General features: G+C 58.7%; 14 protein-coding genes and 1 pseudogene. 8 read left to right on the plus strand and 7 right to left on the minus strand.

Annotated elements, in window-relative coordinates; genetic code table 11:
• Positions 1-15 precede the first annotated feature (15 nt).
• From CUJ84_RS27125 to CUJ84_RS27140, 4 genes are read left to right on the plus strand one after another with little or no spacing between them, the layout of a single operon-like run.
• On the plus strand, positions 16-957 hold the full coding sequence (locus CUJ84_RS27125) for an amino acid ABC transporter permease (RefSeq protein ID WP_050595888.1): 942 nt from the start codon (positions 16-18) through the stop codon (positions 955-957).
• A complete protein-coding gene (locus CUJ84_RS27130; RefSeq protein ID WP_027690839.1) occupies positions 954-1,757 on the plus strand; it encodes an amino acid ABC transporter ATP-binding protein in 804 nt (267 codons plus the stop codon). Before CUJ84_RS27125 ends, CUJ84_RS27130 begins: the two co-directional genes overlap by 4 nt.
• A gap of 56 nt (positions 1,758-1,813) precedes the next feature.
• The gene (locus CUJ84_RS27135) at positions 1,814-3,052 is read left to right on the plus strand and encodes a MalY/PatB family protein (protein ID WP_105008749.1); all 1,239 of its coding nucleotides are present in this window, start codon (positions 1,814-1,816) and stop codon (positions 3,050-3,052) included.
• 22 nt (positions 3,053-3,074) lie between these two features.
• Entirely contained in the window at positions 3,075-3,542 is a 468-nt protein-coding gene (locus CUJ84_RS27140; protein WP_027690840.1) for a RidA family protein, read from the plus strand.
• A gap of 9 nt (positions 3,543-3,551) precedes the next feature.
• Here CUJ84_RS27140 and CUJ84_RS27145 read toward each other — a convergent pair whose 3' ends face one another.
• Complete coding sequence (locus CUJ84_RS27145) at positions 3,552-4,547, minus strand: LysR family transcriptional regulator (protein WP_233942561.1); 996 nt, start codon at positions 4,545-4,547, stop codon at positions 3,552-3,554.
• 207 nt (positions 4,548-4,754) lie between these two features.
• Positions 4,755-5,251, minus strand: a pseudogene (locus CUJ84_RS27150) (DUF4158 domain-containing protein); the annotation flags it as partial.
• A gap of 325 nt (positions 5,252-5,576) precedes the next feature.
• On the opposite strand from CUJ84_RS27150, the gene CUJ84_RS27160 reads away from it, so the two are divergent.
• The 4 genes from CUJ84_RS27160 to CUJ84_RS27175 are packed head-to-tail and all read left to right on the plus strand — an operon-like array spanning position 5,577 to position 10,732.
• Entirely contained in the window at positions 5,577-7,202 is a 1,626-nt protein-coding gene (locus CUJ84_RS27160) for an ABC transporter substrate-binding protein (protein WP_105008751.1), read from the plus strand.
• Complete coding sequence (locus CUJ84_RS27165; RefSeq protein WP_105008752.1) at positions 7,180-8,133, plus strand: ABC transporter permease; 954 nt, start codon at positions 7,180-7,182, stop codon at positions 8,131-8,133. Before CUJ84_RS27160 ends, CUJ84_RS27165 begins: the two co-directional genes overlap by 23 nt.
• Positions 8,130-9,008: an ABC transporter permease gene (locus tag CUJ84_RS27170; RefSeq protein ID WP_027690845.1), complete on the plus strand. Its 879-nt coding sequence runs from the start codon at positions 8,130-8,132 to the stop codon at positions 9,006-9,008. Before CUJ84_RS27165 ends, CUJ84_RS27170 begins: the two co-directional genes overlap by 4 nt.
• Entirely contained in the window at positions 9,005-10,732 is a 1,728-nt protein-coding gene (locus CUJ84_RS27175) for a dipeptide ABC transporter ATP-binding protein (protein WP_105008753.1), read from the plus strand. The genes CUJ84_RS27170 and CUJ84_RS27175 overlap by 4 nt, the downstream gene beginning before the upstream one ends.
• A 199-nt stretch (positions 10,733-10,931) precedes the next feature.
• Here CUJ84_RS27175 and CUJ84_RS27180 read toward each other — a convergent pair whose 3' ends face one another.
• The 5 genes from CUJ84_RS27180 to CUJ84_RS38055 all read right to left on the minus strand — a co-directional run bounded on the left by CUJ84_RS27180 (position 10,932) and on the right by CUJ84_RS38055 (position 15,485).
• Positions 10,932-11,957 carry an isopenicillin N synthase family dioxygenase gene (locus tag CUJ84_RS27180; RefSeq protein WP_105008754.1) on the minus strand — a complete coding sequence of 342 codons (1,026 nt, stop codon included), beginning with the start codon at positions 11,955-11,957 and terminating at the stop codon, positions 10,932-10,934.
• Between the two features lie 219 nt (positions 11,958-12,176).
• Positions 12,177-13,205 carry an NADP-dependent oxidoreductase gene (locus tag CUJ84_RS27185; protein ID WP_105008755.1) on the minus strand — a complete coding sequence of 343 codons (1,029 nt, stop codon included), beginning with the start codon at positions 13,203-13,205 and terminating at the stop codon, positions 12,177-12,179.
• Positions 13,206-13,449: 244 nt separating this feature from the next.
• Positions 13,450-14,001, minus strand: a complete 552-nt coding sequence (locus tag CUJ84_RS27190) for an OsmC family protein (RefSeq protein ID WP_105009189.1) — start codon at positions 13,999-14,001, stop codon at positions 13,450-13,452.
• Between the two features lie 300 nt (positions 14,002-14,301).
• A complete protein-coding gene (locus tag CUJ84_RS27195) occupies positions 14,302-15,018 on the minus strand; it encodes a hypothetical protein (RefSeq protein ID WP_105009190.1) in 717 nt (238 codons plus the stop codon).
• Positions 15,019-15,293: 275 nt separating this feature from the next.
• Positions 15,294-15,485: a hypothetical protein gene (locus tag CUJ84_RS38055; protein WP_027687159.1), complete on the minus strand. Its 192-nt coding sequence runs from the start codon at positions 15,483-15,485 to the stop codon at positions 15,294-15,296.
• Positions 15,486-15,498 lie beyond the last annotated feature (13 nt).

The raw sequence follows: 15,498 nt of genomic DNA on the forward strand, positions 1-15,498 counted from the left end.
TAGCGGGAGGAACTCATGAGCACAGAATCCATTGCACTAGAACACCCATCAAGTATCGATCCCAATAAGGTCAAGGTCGTCCCTTTGCGCCATCCCTGGCGGTGGGCGGCGGCCCTTCTCGTCGCGATCGCTATCATTATGATGGTGAGGTCGGCGATTTCGAACCCCGAGTTTCAGTGGCCGGTTGTTGCCAATTACATCTTCAATCCCATGATTATGCGCGGCTTGGCCCAGACGATCGTGATCACGATCCTGGTCATGATCCTTGCTGTCATCGGCGGCACCGTCGCCGCGCTGATGATGCTCTCCCCCAGCAAGTTGCTATCTGTTCCCGCAGCCGTATTCGTGTGGCTCTTCCGGGGGACGCCAGCGCTCGTGCAGTTGATGCTTTGGTACAACCTTTCCCTTGTCGTCAAGGAGTTCAGCCTTTGGCTGCCCGGTTACGGAACCGTGTTCTCCATAGCAACCAACGACATCATGACACCCTTTGTGTCAGCCGTCGTTGCGCTGTCTCTCCATGAGGCGGGATATATGGCTGAGATTGTCAGAGGCGGACTGAAGTCCGTTAGTCAGGGCCAGTCGGAAGCCGCCGCATGTCTCGGCATGAAGCCGAGCCTCTCTCTTCGCCGCATCGTTCTGCCGCAAGCCATGCGCATGATCATTCCGCCGACTGGTAATGAAACGATCAATCTGCTGAAGACCACCTCATTGGTCAGCATCATTGCCGTCAGTGACCTTCTCTATTCCGCCCAGGCGATTTATGCCCGGACCTTCGAGACCATCCCGCTGCTGATTGTCGTCACCTTCTGGTATCTCGTGGTGGTTTCGGTCATGTCCATCGGACAGTACCACCTCGAACGCCACTTTAGCCGTGACGAGCGTGGGCACGAACCAGGTCTGCTAAGTGCAGTGTTCGGCAAATTATTTCGCTTCCGTCGAAAGGAGGTCATGGCATGACCGCCCCCTTAACTCACCACGACCGGTTTGGCGTTGCCCGATCCACAATGGTCCATGCTGCTGGCATCCGTAAATCCTACGGGAACCTTGAGGTTCTAAAAGGCGTAGATTTGACTGTGCCGGAAGGCTCGGTGGCCTGCATCATCGGGCCGTCAGGATCGGGCAAAAGCACGTTCCTACGTTGCATCAACCACCTTGAAGAGATCAATGGCGGGCTTATGATGGTCGATGGCGACTTCGTCGGTTACCGGCTGGAGGGAGACAAGCTCTATGAGTTGCCGCCTTCCGCCATCTGCAAACGGCGGGCGGACATCGGCATGGTGTTCCAGCAATTCAATCTATTCCCGCATATGACGGTGCTGGAAAACCTAATCGAAGCGCCTGTCCGGGTGCGTCGCGAGCCTATAGCAAAGGCCACAGAAAAGGCCGTAGCGCTCCTCAAGAGGGTTGGTCTGGCCGAGAAGTGCAATGCCTATCCCAAACAGCTCTCAGGCGGTCAGCAGCAGCGTGTTGCCATCGCCCGCGCATTGGCGATGAGTCCCAAAGTTCTGCTGTTCGATGAACCTACGTCGGCTCTCGACCCTGAGCTGGTCGGCGAGGTTCTCGAAGTTATGAAGGATCTAGCGCGCGACGGCATCACGATGGTCGTCGTGACCCATGAGATCGGCTTCGCGCGTGAGGTCGCAGATCAGCTCATTTTCATGGACGGAGGCGTCGTTGTCGAGGCAGGCGATCCTCGCGAAATGATCGCCAACCCGAAATCGCCGCGCACGCGCGAATTCCTCGCGCGGGTTCTCTAACAAACATTCCATTTCGATATTGCGCTGGCAGTCCTGTCCGCGCCGAGGGATATCGCATGACCAAAAGCCAAGCCAACACATCAAGCTCTGCTCCACCGAAAGTCGATGGACTCGATTTCGGGTTCAACGTGCCTCTTGATCGGGCAGAGCTTAGCTCCGCCAAGTGGGAATATGAGATTGCCCGCAAAGGCGATCCGACGCTCCTTTGTTTCGGGACCGCAGAGATGGACTACCGGGCGGCCCCGCCGATCTGCGCAGCGCTTGAACGGGTCGCCAAGGCAGGGCACTTCGGATACCCGTATAAACGGGTGTCATATTACGAAGCGATCATCGGCTACTTTAACCGGCACTTTTCATGGAGCATACAGAAGGATTGGATCGCCAGTAATGTGGGCATCTATCCCTCGATGCAGCCGATCATCGATGAGCTGACGTCTCCTGGCGATGAAATCATCTACCAGCCGCCAGTTCATCATATCTTCCCAGAGGTGATCACAGCAGCCGGTCGCACAGCCGTAGCAAATCCGCTGGTCAAGCGCGGCACCCGTTACGAAATGGACTTTGAGGATCTCGCTGCCAAGACCACAGCGCGGACCAAGATTTTGCTCCTTTGCAGTCCGCACAACCCAGTCGGGCGCGTCTGGACGCGCGAGGAACTTGAACGCCTGAACGCCTTCTGCTTGGAACGCGGCGTTATCGTCGTTGCCGACGAGGTGTATTGCAGCCTTGTCTTCGAAGGCGTTGAGTTTACGCCCTTCGCTGGCTTGTCCCAATCGGCCTCTTTGAATTCGATTACGCTCGTCTCGGCAAGCAAATCCTTCAACGTGACCGGTTTAAAGCACTCGCTGTTTGTTGCCGAAAACCCGGATCTCCGTGACGCCTATATGCGCGGATTGAAACGGAACAATCTTTATTTCGGGGGGTGCATCTTTGGCCAGGCGGCGACCGAGGCCGCGTTCCGCGACTGCGATGACTGGTCGCTGGCGGCGGTTCGCTATATCCAGGGCAACTTCGAATATCTCAGGTCCTTTATTGAGAAACATCTACCGCTCGTCACGGTAACAACGCCGGAAGCCACATATTTCGCATGGCTTGATTTCGGCCGTCTCGGGCTATCGGTAGATGAACTTCGCAGTTTCTTCGAAGATGAAGCGCATGTCGTCGTGACCCTCGGCGAGCCTCTCGGAGCTGGCGGCAAAGGCCATGCCCGCTTTAACCTTGGCACGACACGGTCATTGGTTGAAGAGGGTCTTCACCGCATCGCGCAGGCCTATGAGCGCAGAACTGCCTCCTGATCCGTAAAACAAGGACAACTCCATGACATCTTCCTTCGAAGCCCGCATATTAGAACTCGGCCTTGAACTACCCCGGCCTCCCAAATCTCTCGCCAATTATGTCGCCACTTACACGACCAGTAGCCTGCTGTTCATCTCCGGTCAGCTCTGCATGGGCGTCGACGGCAAGCTGGTCGCCGCTGGCAGCGTTGGCGAAGAAGTATCGTTGGAAGACGGTGCCCTCGCTGCGCGGGCTGCCGCGATCAATGTCCTGGCGCAGGCAAGGGCAGCACTCGGCAGTCTGGACCGGGTCAAACAGATCGTCCGCCTCGGCGGCTTCATAGCGGCTCCAACATCCTTTGCCGACCATGCTCGCATCATGAACGGTGCGTCGGATTTGATGGTCGAGGTATTCGGCGAGCAGGGTCGCCACACACGCAGCACCATTGGCGTAGCATCACTTCCGCTTCAGGCCGCCGTGGAAGTGGAAGCGTTGATAGAAATTCAGTGAGTTTTAGGACTACGGGCGATTCATAGGCAACTTAAGTCGCTGGTAAACAGTCGCCTTGCGCTTCCGCTGAGAATCGGAAACCGACTTGACGAGATCTCGGAACCATCGCTGGCCGGGATCTTCGCTGACACCCCGCTCGAAAATGAGCGAAAGTATTACGTTGGGTAGTGGTATGGGCGGTGAGACGATCCGCATCTCGCTCTCGTCGGAGAGGGCGAGAAGCACGCTGTCACCGAAAGCCGTGATCAGTTGCGTGCCCTTGATGACCCACGGTGCCACCAGATAATGGGGCACAGTAGCAACCACCCGACGCGATAGTCCCATTGCCTTCAACGTAACGTCTGCGATACCCACGGCTGTTCCGTCAGCAGAGATTTGCAGGTGTGGTAACGCGAGATAATTCTCCACTGTCATGTCGTCGAGCATCGGATTGCCACGCCATCCCGCACAAACCATTTCATCCCTTGATAGCTCCTCGACCGCAAGCAGGCCATTCTGCAAGGTCGAATTGCCGAGGATAGCGCACTCGATTTCGCCGTTCCGAAGCAATCCCGATACATCTGTTTCCCGGACGTGCAATACATTCAAAGTGGCATTCGGCGCAGAGCTGGAAAAGGCCTCGATCAGGCGGGGCAAAATCGCGACGGCCGTGTAGTCCGAGAGACCGACGCGAAAGTTCCGTTGGGTCTCTTCGGGTTTAAAATTGAGATGCCGGTCGACTACGGATCGTATATCCGCCAAGGCACGAGACAACCCAACGGCTAGCTCGCGTGCGCGCGGTGTTGGCTCCATGACGCCCGCATCTCGCGAGAACAGCTCGTCCTTGAATATCTCCCGAAGCTTCGCAAGGGAATGGCTGATTGCCGATTGCGTTCTCCCAAGACGAGAAGCCGCTTTGGTGACGCTTCTCTCTTGCATGAGGACATCGAACACTCGCAGTAGATTAAGATCGATATGGGTCAGCGAGAATTCGGCGCGGCTTTGGGATGGATGCATTGGTGTCATGCGATAAAACTAGCATGAACTGTCCAAATATCAGAGCGGTTCATGATGCTGTTGTCTGGCCCAACCCCGGACCGTTGCGAAGTTGAAGGGAAAGTCCGGTTAGTGGTAGCGATCACGCTGATGCAACCACGAGGGCGGATATGGTTGAACGCTCGCGCGCCTGTGAGGTAAACCTCCAGAGACCGGTTGAATTGATTATGTCGCAAAAATCCCATGAAGCCAGCCATCGAGATATTGTTGCCGTTGCGAACGAACGAGCCGTTCGAGCTCCTTGGCAGACGGACCATAGATATTGCGATCCCGGCACCAGAGGAACACCGCCTCGAGCATGGCGCTGACGGATTGTCCGGACGGGCAAAGCTCGCCGATAATCCAGTAAGAAAGCGCTTCGCGGTCTTGTCGCGTCATGCGGCCAAAGCCGAGATACTGCAAAATCTCTGTGCAATGCCGACGTGCTGTTCTCCCGCCGAAATCATTGCTGGACAGTTCGTCGGCTCGGACACCGATCTGCTCAGCCAGATATTCGACGCCATCGTTTGGGATCAATGTGCCATCGTCAGCGAAAAAGCCGCGTGCGCTGAAAACTTCAACTGCGAGGCCAAGCCGAGCCTCGTCGCGGCGGGTTTGGAATTGATGAAATCAATGTCGGCGAAGCTCAGGCTCCATTGGCCGACAAAATCCGAACTCGAAATACCCGTACTCATCAAAACGCTCCTCAAATTGGAACGCAATGTCACGAACAGGCGCGTCGAGGGTCAATCCTGCAGGCTATGTTCCCACAAGGTTCTGCGAGTTGGCCAAAATCGCAGCTTCGGGCCGACTGGGCCACATCGGTGAAGAAGCCGATTTTCCAAAGCTCGCTGACAAGATTTTTGCGGAACGGATTTTTTTAATCCGCAGGCTCAAATGGACCAGAATGCCTTTAGTCTATAAATTTTGTAGACAATAAATGCTAACGCGTTGAATGTTCATCGACGCATGAACAGCCGCCGGGCCAGACCTGAAGCATCACCAACTCCGGGACCAGATATGACCGTAAAGACTTTCAAGACATTGCCTAGACGAAATCCCATTGCCTTTGCGCTGACATTTTCCCTTCTGGCATTTGCAGGCCCACAAGCGCATGCGGCCGAGAGCGCAAAGCCGGTGGATGGCGGCACGCTGACCGTCGGGCTCGCCACGGACACGGCGATCATAGATCCTTCGATTACCGGCAGCTCGATCACCGCCGTCATCACTCGAAACCTCGTCGATTCCCTCGTCGGGCAAGCCGAGGACAATAGTTTTACGCCGTGGCTGGCCGAGCGCTGGGAGATCAACGGCGACAACACGGTCTATACGTTTCATCTCAAGCAGGGCGTGACCTTCAGCGACGGCACGCCTCTCGATGCCGCCGCGGTCAAGTACAATTTCGAGCGGATCCTGGATCCGAAGACGACGTCGAGCTACGCGAAATCGCTGCTCGGTCCGATCGACAAGATCGAGGCGATCGATGCCGGTACGCTCGTCATCCACTATAACAAGTCTTTCGCGCCGCTGCTTCAGGGGCTGAGCCTGCCTTATCTCGGAATCCAGTCACCGACCTATCTGCAGAAGGCGACGAGCACGACCAATACGGTTGTCGGCTCCGGCCCCTATATTCTCGAAAGCTTCGTCAAGGGCAGCGGCAGCAAGCTCACGCGCCGTGCCGACTACAATTGGGGGCCGGGTTATGCCAAGCATGTCGGCCCGGCCCATTTCAACGGGATCGACTTCAAATATCTGCCGGAATCATCGGTTCGCCTCGGCGCCCTGGCAAGCGGCCAGGTTCAGGCGATCGACGAAGTTCCGCCGGCCAATTACCGCTCCGTGCAGGGCGATGACAAGCTTCAGGTCGTGACCCGGGAGAATCCCGGCGTCAACAGTTCCTATTTCCTCAACACGTCCAAGGAGCCCTTCCAGGACACCAAGGTGCGCCAAGCCTTCCAAAGCGCCGTGAACGGGGCGGCGGCAGTAAAGGCAGCCTATCTCGGCACGCTCAAGCCGGCCGACAACATCCTTGGGCCGTCGACGCTTTATTACGATGGCAGCGTGGCGAGTAAGTGGGGCTTCGATCTCGCCAAGGCGAACAAGCTGCTCGACGAGGCCGGTTGGACGAAAAAGGATGCCGAGGGATTTCGCACGAAGGATGGCCGACGCCTGACCGTGCATTATGTTTACGACAGCGCGTCCGTCGGCGCATCGAACGTGACCCTTGCGCAGGCGGTGCAATATCAGGTCCGCCAGGCCGGCTTCGACCTCCAGCTCGATCCGGCCGACGCCGGCGGCTACACCGCCCGGGCCAACAGCAATGATTACGATCTGGTTTCCTTCTACTATGTGCGGGCGGAACCGGACATATTGCGCACCGTGTTCCATTCGGCCTATGTGCCGCCGAACGGATCCGATTACGTCCGCGTCAACAGCCTCGATGAGAAACTGAGCAAGGCCATCGGGGAAAGCGATGCGGAACGAAAGCAGCTCTATGGCGAGATCCAGTCGGAAATCGTCGGGCAGGCCTATGTGGTACCGCTCTTTGTCGCAGCATATCAGCTCGGGGCGTCGAAGAAGCTTCACGGCATCAACTGGGCAACAAACGCAAAGCCGCTTTTCTATGATGCTTGGCTCGAGCCGTGATTTGATCCGCGCCGGGCTGAAGCGGCTCGGTGTCGTCGTTGCGGTGCTCTGGGGCGCCGCAACGATTGCCTTTATCGCCGTAAAGCTCATTCCCGGCGATCCCGTCTCGGTGCTGTCGGGCGGCGAGAATGTGGTCGATGCGGCTGAACGGGCCGTGCTGACACAACAATATGGACTGGATCAGCCGCTCTACGTGCAATATGCGCGCTACGTGCTCAATGCCCTGACCGGCGATTTCGGTGAAAGCTACCAATATCGCCAGCCGGTTACGGAGCTCATCTACGAGGCGGCGGGGCCGACATTGCAGCTCGCCGGCAGCGCGATTTTTATCGCCTTGATCCTGTCCTTGAGCATTGCCCTGGCGACCGCCGGCCGGCGCAGGGGGATCGCTATTGTCGTCTCCGGAATCGAACTGGTCCTGCTCAGTACGCCCGTCTACTGGATCGGGATCGTGCTGCTGTCGGTCTTCAGTTTCCGGCTGCAATGGTTTCCGGTGACGGGCAATGCTAGCTTTTCGGCGCTGGTCCTGCCGGCCATTGCGCTGAGCCTGCCGCTGGCGGCACTGCTGACCCAGGTACTGCGTGACGGCCTGGAGGAGGCGCTGTTTCAGCCCTTTTCGCTGACGGTTCGCACGCGTGGCGTCAGCGAGACGGCTCTCCGGTTACGGCACGGCCTGCGCCATGCGGCCCTTGCCGCTTCGACTTTGACGGGAACGCTGTTTGCAAGCACGCTCGGCGGCTCTATCCTCACCGAGACCGTGTTCGGCCGCTCGGGCATCGGGCAGATCACCCTGCAGGCCATCAAGACCCGCGACATGCCGCTCGTCCTTGGGCTGGTGATGCTGTCCGCCTTCGTCTTCGTCATCATCAATCTTCTGGTAGATGCCCTCTATCTGCTGGTCGATCCGCGCCTGCGAAGGAGTGCAGCATGAGCAATACGGAATTGTTCGATACGGTGCTGCGCGGCCGGCCGGCTGCCGGTTCTCGTCGCAGGCATCCCTGGCTCGCGCCGGGGCTGCTGCTGCCGCTTGCCGCGGTCGCCGTCCTCGCCTTCGCCGTCTGGCTACCGCAATGGTTTACGGCGTTCGATCCGGACGCGATCGACACCAATGCCATATTGGAAGCGCCAAGCGGCATTCACTGGTTTGGAACCGATGAACTGGGACGCGATCTCTTTTCTCGTATCGTCTACGGAACATCGCAGTCGCTGACGATCGGGATCGGGGCCACGGTGATCGCCTGTTTCGGCGGCGTCATTCTGGGGACGGCTGCAGCCCTGTCGCCGAAGCCGATAAGCCGGCTTCTGGTCCGTGTGATAGACATTCTTCTGGCATTTCCGGAAATACTGCTGGCGCTGCTGGTGATCGCCGTGCTCGGGCGCGGCCCCCTCAACACCCTGCTGGCCGTTGGCCTGTCCTCCATCGCCGGTTACGCCCGCCTGATCCGCTCGCAAGTCTTGCAGGTCAAGCTCTCCGGTTATGTCGAACATGCCGTAGCGCTTGGTGAACATCCCTGGACTGTCATTATCGAGCATATCGTGCCGAACGCCGTCCGGCCGCTGGTCATCCTCGCGACGATCGGCGTCGGCGCCTCGGTGCTGACTGCCTCGGCCCTGAGTTTTCTCGGCCTCGGTGTCGTACCGCCTGCCGCCGAATGGGGAGCGCTCTTGGCGAACGGCCGCAATTTCATCGATATTGCCCCCTGGACAAGTCTGCTGCCGGCCACCGTGGTCGCGGTCTCGGTGATTTCGATCACCCTTGTCGCCAGGCGATTGCAGACGCTTCTGGCACGGGGGGATGCCCGATGAACATACGACCCGGTCCGAGCCCGCCCGCCTCCGCCTCGTCCGGCCCACCGCTGCTCGAGATCGACGGGCTGCATGTCGCCTTCGATACGCCACAGGGCGTCGTCGAGGCTGTTTCGGATCTTTCCTTGCGGATCGCGCCGGGCGAGATCCTCGCGCTTGTCGGCGAATCCGGATCGGGAAAATCGGTGACGGCGCGCGCGCTGGTCGGCCTTGCTGGTGCACATGCGCATGTCCAGGCCCGCAGAATGGTGCTGGAGGGACATGATGGCCGGCCGCTCGATCTGCTGCGGCAGTCGCAGAAGGCCTGGCGGGAGATCCGCGGGCGCGAGATCGGTTTCGTGCTGCAAGACGCCCTGGTTTCCCTTGACCCGCTGCGTATGGTCGGGCGCGAGATTGCCGAGCCGTTGCTTGCGCATCGGCTCGTGGCGCGATCGCAGGTGGCCGCGTGCGTTGGCGAACTGCTGACACGCGTCGGCGTTGCCGAGCCGGAGATCCGCGCTGCCCAATATCCGCATGAGCTTTCCGGAGGGCTCCGGCAGCGGGCCCTCATCGCATCGGCCCTTGCGGGGGAACCGCGTTTGCTGATCGCCGACGAACCGACCACGGCGCTCGACGCGACTGTCCAACAGCAGATTCTATCGGTCTTCAAAGGTCTCGCGAGCGCCGGCTTCGGCGTTCTCCTGATCACCCATGACCTCGCCGTTGCAGCCCAACTGGCCCATCGTGTCGCTGTCATGCAGAATGGCTGTCTCGTTGAATCTGGCCCGGCACAAGACGTGCTCTCCGCCCCGCAACATGCCTATACCCGCCGTCTTCTGGCCGCAGTCCCGACCGGCGCCACGCGCGGCCGGCGCCTGAGCGCGCCGGATCCCGCGCCGGTCTACAGCCGCGCGCCGGTGGATGGAGAGCCGCTGCTTCAGGTCCGTCATGCCTCCGTTAGTTTCAAGCGCCCCGACGGCAGCCTCTTGGAAGCGGTTAGGGAGGTGTCGTTGCAGATCGGTCGAGGAGAGACGCTGGGCATTGTCGGCGAATCCGGTTCCGGCAAGACGACGCTCGGCAAGATCGCCCTGGCGCTGCGCAGGCCGGATAGCGGTGACGTGCTCTTCGACGGGGGCCCCTGGAGTGCGCTGACCGAAGCCGTCCGCCGGCCGGTACGAGCCGGCATCCAGACGATCAGCCAGGATCCTTTGAGTTCTTTCGATCCGCGCTTTACCGTCGAGCGCATCATAGAGCAGCCATTACGGCTGCTCGGCGGCCTCGACAAGACGGCACGCCGGCGGAAGGTGGCAGAGCTTATCGAGATGGTTGGCCTGAGGCCGGAGTTGCTCGCCCGCCGTCCGACCGCGCTTTCCGGCGGGCAGCGCCAACGTGTCTCCATTGCGCAGGCCCTGGCAGCACAACCGAAGCTTTTGGTCTGCGACGAGCCGGTTTCCGCGCTGGATGTGACGACGCAGGCTCAGGTGTTGGATCTGCTGGTGGACCTTCAGCACCGGCTGGCGCTTTCAATGATGTTCATCTCGCATGATCTGGGTGTCGTCCAGCACATGAGCCACCGGATCGCCGTCATGAAGGATGGGGTGATCGTCGAAAGCGGACCGGTGGAGGAGGTCTTCGACCATCCGCAGCATCCCTACACGCGCTCGCTCATCGCTTCCGTCCCGAATTTGGCGGCGCATCAGGCGCATTTCAGGGCTCCTCAAACCGAAGGCAAGTTCGCCGAATAGCAGTTCAGTTTGCCGAGAATGCCGCACCCTGGTCCTGATGGACGACGATATTCCTTCCAAAGGGATTGAGCGCGACGAGGCCGAACATGGCCGCAAGCAGGATCACGGTTATGATCGAAGACATGCTCAGTTTCATGGGCGGCCCCGCGCCAGATGTGTCGATCCCGGCGTCCTTTGGTGAACGCAGGGTGGTCAAGGTCTATGTCGCTTGCGCGTCCAAAAGGTCGGCATGATGCTCCCGCGCCACGTCAGGATGCGAGCGCAGGCGCGATTTCAGCACGTTTCGGCCCACCTCGCGGAACAAAGGATTGAGCGGATCCTGCGTCACGCCCCGCACCTCTGCAAGAAGCGCCGGCGGTAAATCGAGAACAGGGATGGTCGCAGCCAGGTTCGCGCCGAGGAAGAACGGAATGGATAGCCTGTTACCGCCGGCCGGCGGGGTGACGACGCGATGGATATTGGCCTTGAGGTAACCGTTGGAGGCGAGTTCCAGCAGCTCGCCGACATTGACGACAAAGGTGCCGCGGATGGGCAGCGCGTCGATCCAGCCGCCTTCGCCGTCATCGACCTGCAGGCCGCCGATGACGTCCTGCAACAGGATGGTGACGAAGCCGCCATCCTTGTGGGCGCCCACGCCCTGGTCGCTTTGCGTTTGATCGCGACCGGGATACCGCACGATCTTCAGAAGCTGGTTCGGACCATTGGCATAGATCGGCGCGAAGACATCCGGGCTCTGGCCAAGCGCCTCGGAAAATGCCTGGAGGACCTTGAGGCCCACACCGGTCACCTCTTCGATCCATTCGAGCACGGCTGCGCGCATTTGCGGAAGCGCCGAGGGGAATTGGTTCGGGCCAAACAGTCGCTTCCATGGAGGATCGCCCGGGCCGATCTCCAGCTTCTGGCGCTCGGGACCAAAATCAACCTGCTCACGCCAATCCTGCTTGCCGCGCGTATATTCGAAGCCAGCCCTGTTATAGCCGCGAAAATGCGGCGACTTGCGCATCTCGATTTCCAGCTTCTGCTCTTCCGGCAACGAGAAGAAGCGGCGCGCGAGTTCGGTCAGATCGTCAATCCGTCGCTGCGGAATACCGTGTCCGGTGAGATAGAAAAATCCGAGCGTCCGGCTGACGTCGCGAAGCTCCGCGAGCGCCTGCTCTCGTTCCGGATGAGCGGATGCAAAACGCCCGAGGTCGAGTATCGGAAGCGTCCTTGTTGCAGCGGCCACGGCATTATCCTTCTTGATGAAATTATTACGCCGGAAATGGTGAGCTCAGATCTTGAAGATGGGCATCCGCCTTACCCTTGCGGACAACGTCCGCAGTCGTCATCTTCTTCCTAGAGTGTACGTGCTCCCGCATCAGCTTCTCCGGGATTCGCTTTTTTGTTCTGGCCCGGCAGCGAGCAAAAAGAACTGCGCCAGGAATAGATAACGCCAAGGCTATGTTCAGGGCGCGACGCGCACGATCAGTTTTCCGAAATTTTCCCCTTCCAGAAGGCCAAGGAAAGCCTCCGGAGCGTTTTCAAGTCCGTCAACGATATCTTCCTTGTACTTGAGCCGCCCTTCGGAGATCCACGCTCCGGCCTGATGATAGAAGTCAGGACGCTGGTCGGCAAATTCGCGCTGTATGAAGCCTCGTATGGTGAGGCTTTTGCGCAGGATGGCACGCATCACCGCAGGAAGCTGATCATGTCCACTCAAGACAGACGATCCTTCGTTGTAATGCGCGATGAGCCCGCAGACCGGTATGCGCGCGAAGTCGTTCAGCAATGGAAACACCGCGCTCCAGACGTGGCCACCAACATTCTCGAAATAGACATCGATTCCGTTCGGACAGGCGGCTGCAAGTTGTGCCGGAAATTCGCTCGAATGATGGTCTATCGCGACATCGAAGCCGAGCTCCTGGCGTAAGTGGTCACATTTCTTGGACCCGCCTGCAATTCCGACAACACGCGCACCGTAAATCTTTGCCATCTGCCCAACTGCCGAGCCAACCGCGCCGCTCGCTGCTGCGACCACAAGTGTTTCCCCGGCTTTGGGTTTGCCGATATTGCGAAGGCCGGCATAGGCCGTGAAGCCGGGCATTCCAAGAATGCCGAGCGCTGTCGTGATCGGTGCGGTTTGCGGATCTAGCTTCTGCAAGCCCCTACCATCTGAAATCGCATAGCTCTGCCAGCCGGAATGCGAGAGGACGATATCCCCCGCCTTGAACGCCGTGTTGCGGCTGCGCGCGACCTGCGCAACCGTGCCCCCTTCCATCACACCGCCGATTTCGACCGGCTTGGCATAGGACTTGGCATCGTCCATGCGGCCCCGCATGTAGGGATCAAGGGAAAGATAAAGCGTCTGGAGAAGAATCTCGCCCTCGGCGAGATCCCGAACCGTCTCCTGCTCGAGCCGGAAATTCGCAGCCACCGGCTTTCCGGATGGGCGCGATGCAAGGACGATGCGGGTGGTAACGGGTTGACTAGCCATTGGTGTTCTTCTCTTCGGATTATTCCTTGGTGTATCAGGAATTTGCTTCAAGCAAACTGAGCGCTCGCCATCTGGGTTCTACCGGAGCACCCCTTGTCGCCATACCACGGGCGCATTTTGAATGGCCGCATGATTTTATCCTTCAATCGATTTCAATTTAGGCAATTATGCAGCAACCGACACCGGACGGTTTCCCACACGAGACGAAGTCGACAACACGTGCTGACACATGCCTATACGGTCATCAGTCGGCGCTCGTTATCTGATGGCCAGGTTGCTGGTGATCCAACTGCCCGCGCACCTCGTTTCCGCGTTTCAGGAGATTGAGGATTGGACAGAGCTTTTCCACGGTCGCCTGCAGTCTGGCGATGTCCGCGGTACTTGCGGGAGATACCAGGGTGACCAGGTAGTTGATGTCCTGGGGATAGACGGGAATGTCTTCATATCCTTCTGCACCTGCACGCGCATCGATCGTGGCGGAGACTTCGGCATGCAGCGATTCCAGTGGCACGCCCTGATCGGAAGCATGGATCAGAAAGGTATGGGTCAGGCAGCTCGAAAGCGCGCCGAGCAGCAGTTCTGGAGACGATGGACCCAGATTGTAGCCGGCGAAATCGTGCGGGCTGTCGGAAATGACCTGAAAATCCCGAATTCGGATACGACGTACGCCGCTGCGGCCCTCAGCGCTCGCACTGGCCTTCAATGTGACCGCGCCCAGTTCGCCGTTTCTGACGCGCACCCGCCGATCGAGTAGTGCTTCGCGCTTCTGTCGGAGATACTCATTCAAAGTTGTCATCGCTTGATAGTATTCCCTGTTGTCGAGACCGATGCCGGGATGGCCGAAGCGGACGGCCGTTTCTTCGCCAGAGACGGAGCCAGGCGAGGCAACAAGCGCGGCAAGCACCGCGCGATATGAAGCTGTATGGTCGTCCCAAGCATCCGCGTGGCGTTCGAAAATCTCGTTGTTAAAATCGACAGGGCTATGGAACATTATAATCCATATAATCGATAGACAAAATCTTCTAATTTTGTCCGCTTGCCCGAAACAGCCGCCTCCACCACCAACGGTTTGTGCGTGGGCGCCTCGCACACGCCCTCATTCATCTCGGTTCCAGCCCTTGCTTTCAGCCGTCTTTGCGACGAGGGATGCATAGTCTTTACTGATCTCGTCGAGCTTTTTCACCAATTCACCGTCCTGTCCGCCGAGCAGACTTTGATAGTCCTCGCCTCTCTTCGACGTCTCCCAATCATTCCCAATGAAGCGTGCGGTTGCCTTGCCAGAAGAAGACACTTCCAGTGCGGGATCACCGAAGGATGCGGCAGCGCGTTTCAGGCCGTCTTGGAAGGTTGCATCATCAAGGCCGCTATAGGGCTTTCCTTCGGAATTCGTCACGTTGAGGAAGATCTGTTCGTCTCCAAACACGGTGTATCCGCCGCCCAAGCCCTTTTCCGTTGCGTCTGCTGCCTCGAAGAATTTCTGCGCGACGGTGGCGTTAAGGCTGTCTTGGTGAAACCGCACGACAACAAAGCCCGTCTTACCTGTTGTGTCATTGAGGCGAGAGGCAAGAACGCTATATTGGCGGAAGACGTAGCCCAGGGAGCCGGCAAGCCGATCAGCCGCGGTGTTGTCAAGATCCCCCTCGGTCTGAAGTGACGCATTGGTTTTCAGGAGATACCCGCCGGGCGTCACCTCTGTCTCCAAGGTCGCAGGGTCGATACCATTGGCTGTTACGATCTTCGGCACGATCTCTTTTAGCACTTCGGCTGAAAATGCCGCTCGATCATCATAACTGGCCTGGGAAAGCCGCGGCAGATGGAAACCTGCGGAGGGCGTCGCCTCGTAGGACAGAAGCACCTTTTGGTCTGCAAGCGCCGTATTCTGGAACGCAAACGGGATGATGGCAGCCAGAACGGCTGCTCTCAATGTGGTTCGCAACACGCCGGCTCTTTGGGCGAAAAATCTGCTTTGCATGCCTTGTAGTCCTGGTTGAACGTTGCAATGTTTTGTTGTCGATGACGATGTTGAAGATCACCTGTTGAGGGCTGACGGCGCTGTTCCTGCCATGGTGTGAGGAGCCAGAAGCTCTTTCAATGGCAGTGCCGATACCGGCGCGAAGAGATTTCGATAGTGAGCTCGGCGCATTTCGATTGGAGTTCCTTGTCCGTGCCGTCTTCGAAATGGTCGTCGAGGAGCAGGGAGCGATACTCTCGAGCGAGCAACCTCGTTTCAAGATCGTCGCGCAGTGCGGAAAGCCGGAAGAATTGGCGTAGCCTGCCCATGGTGTCTCTCCGA

The sequence above is a fragment of the Rhizobium leguminosarum genome (assembly GCF_002953715.1).
GTDB lineage: Bacteria > Pseudomonadota > Alphaproteobacteria > Rhizobiales > Rhizobiaceae > Rhizobium > Rhizobium leguminosarum_V.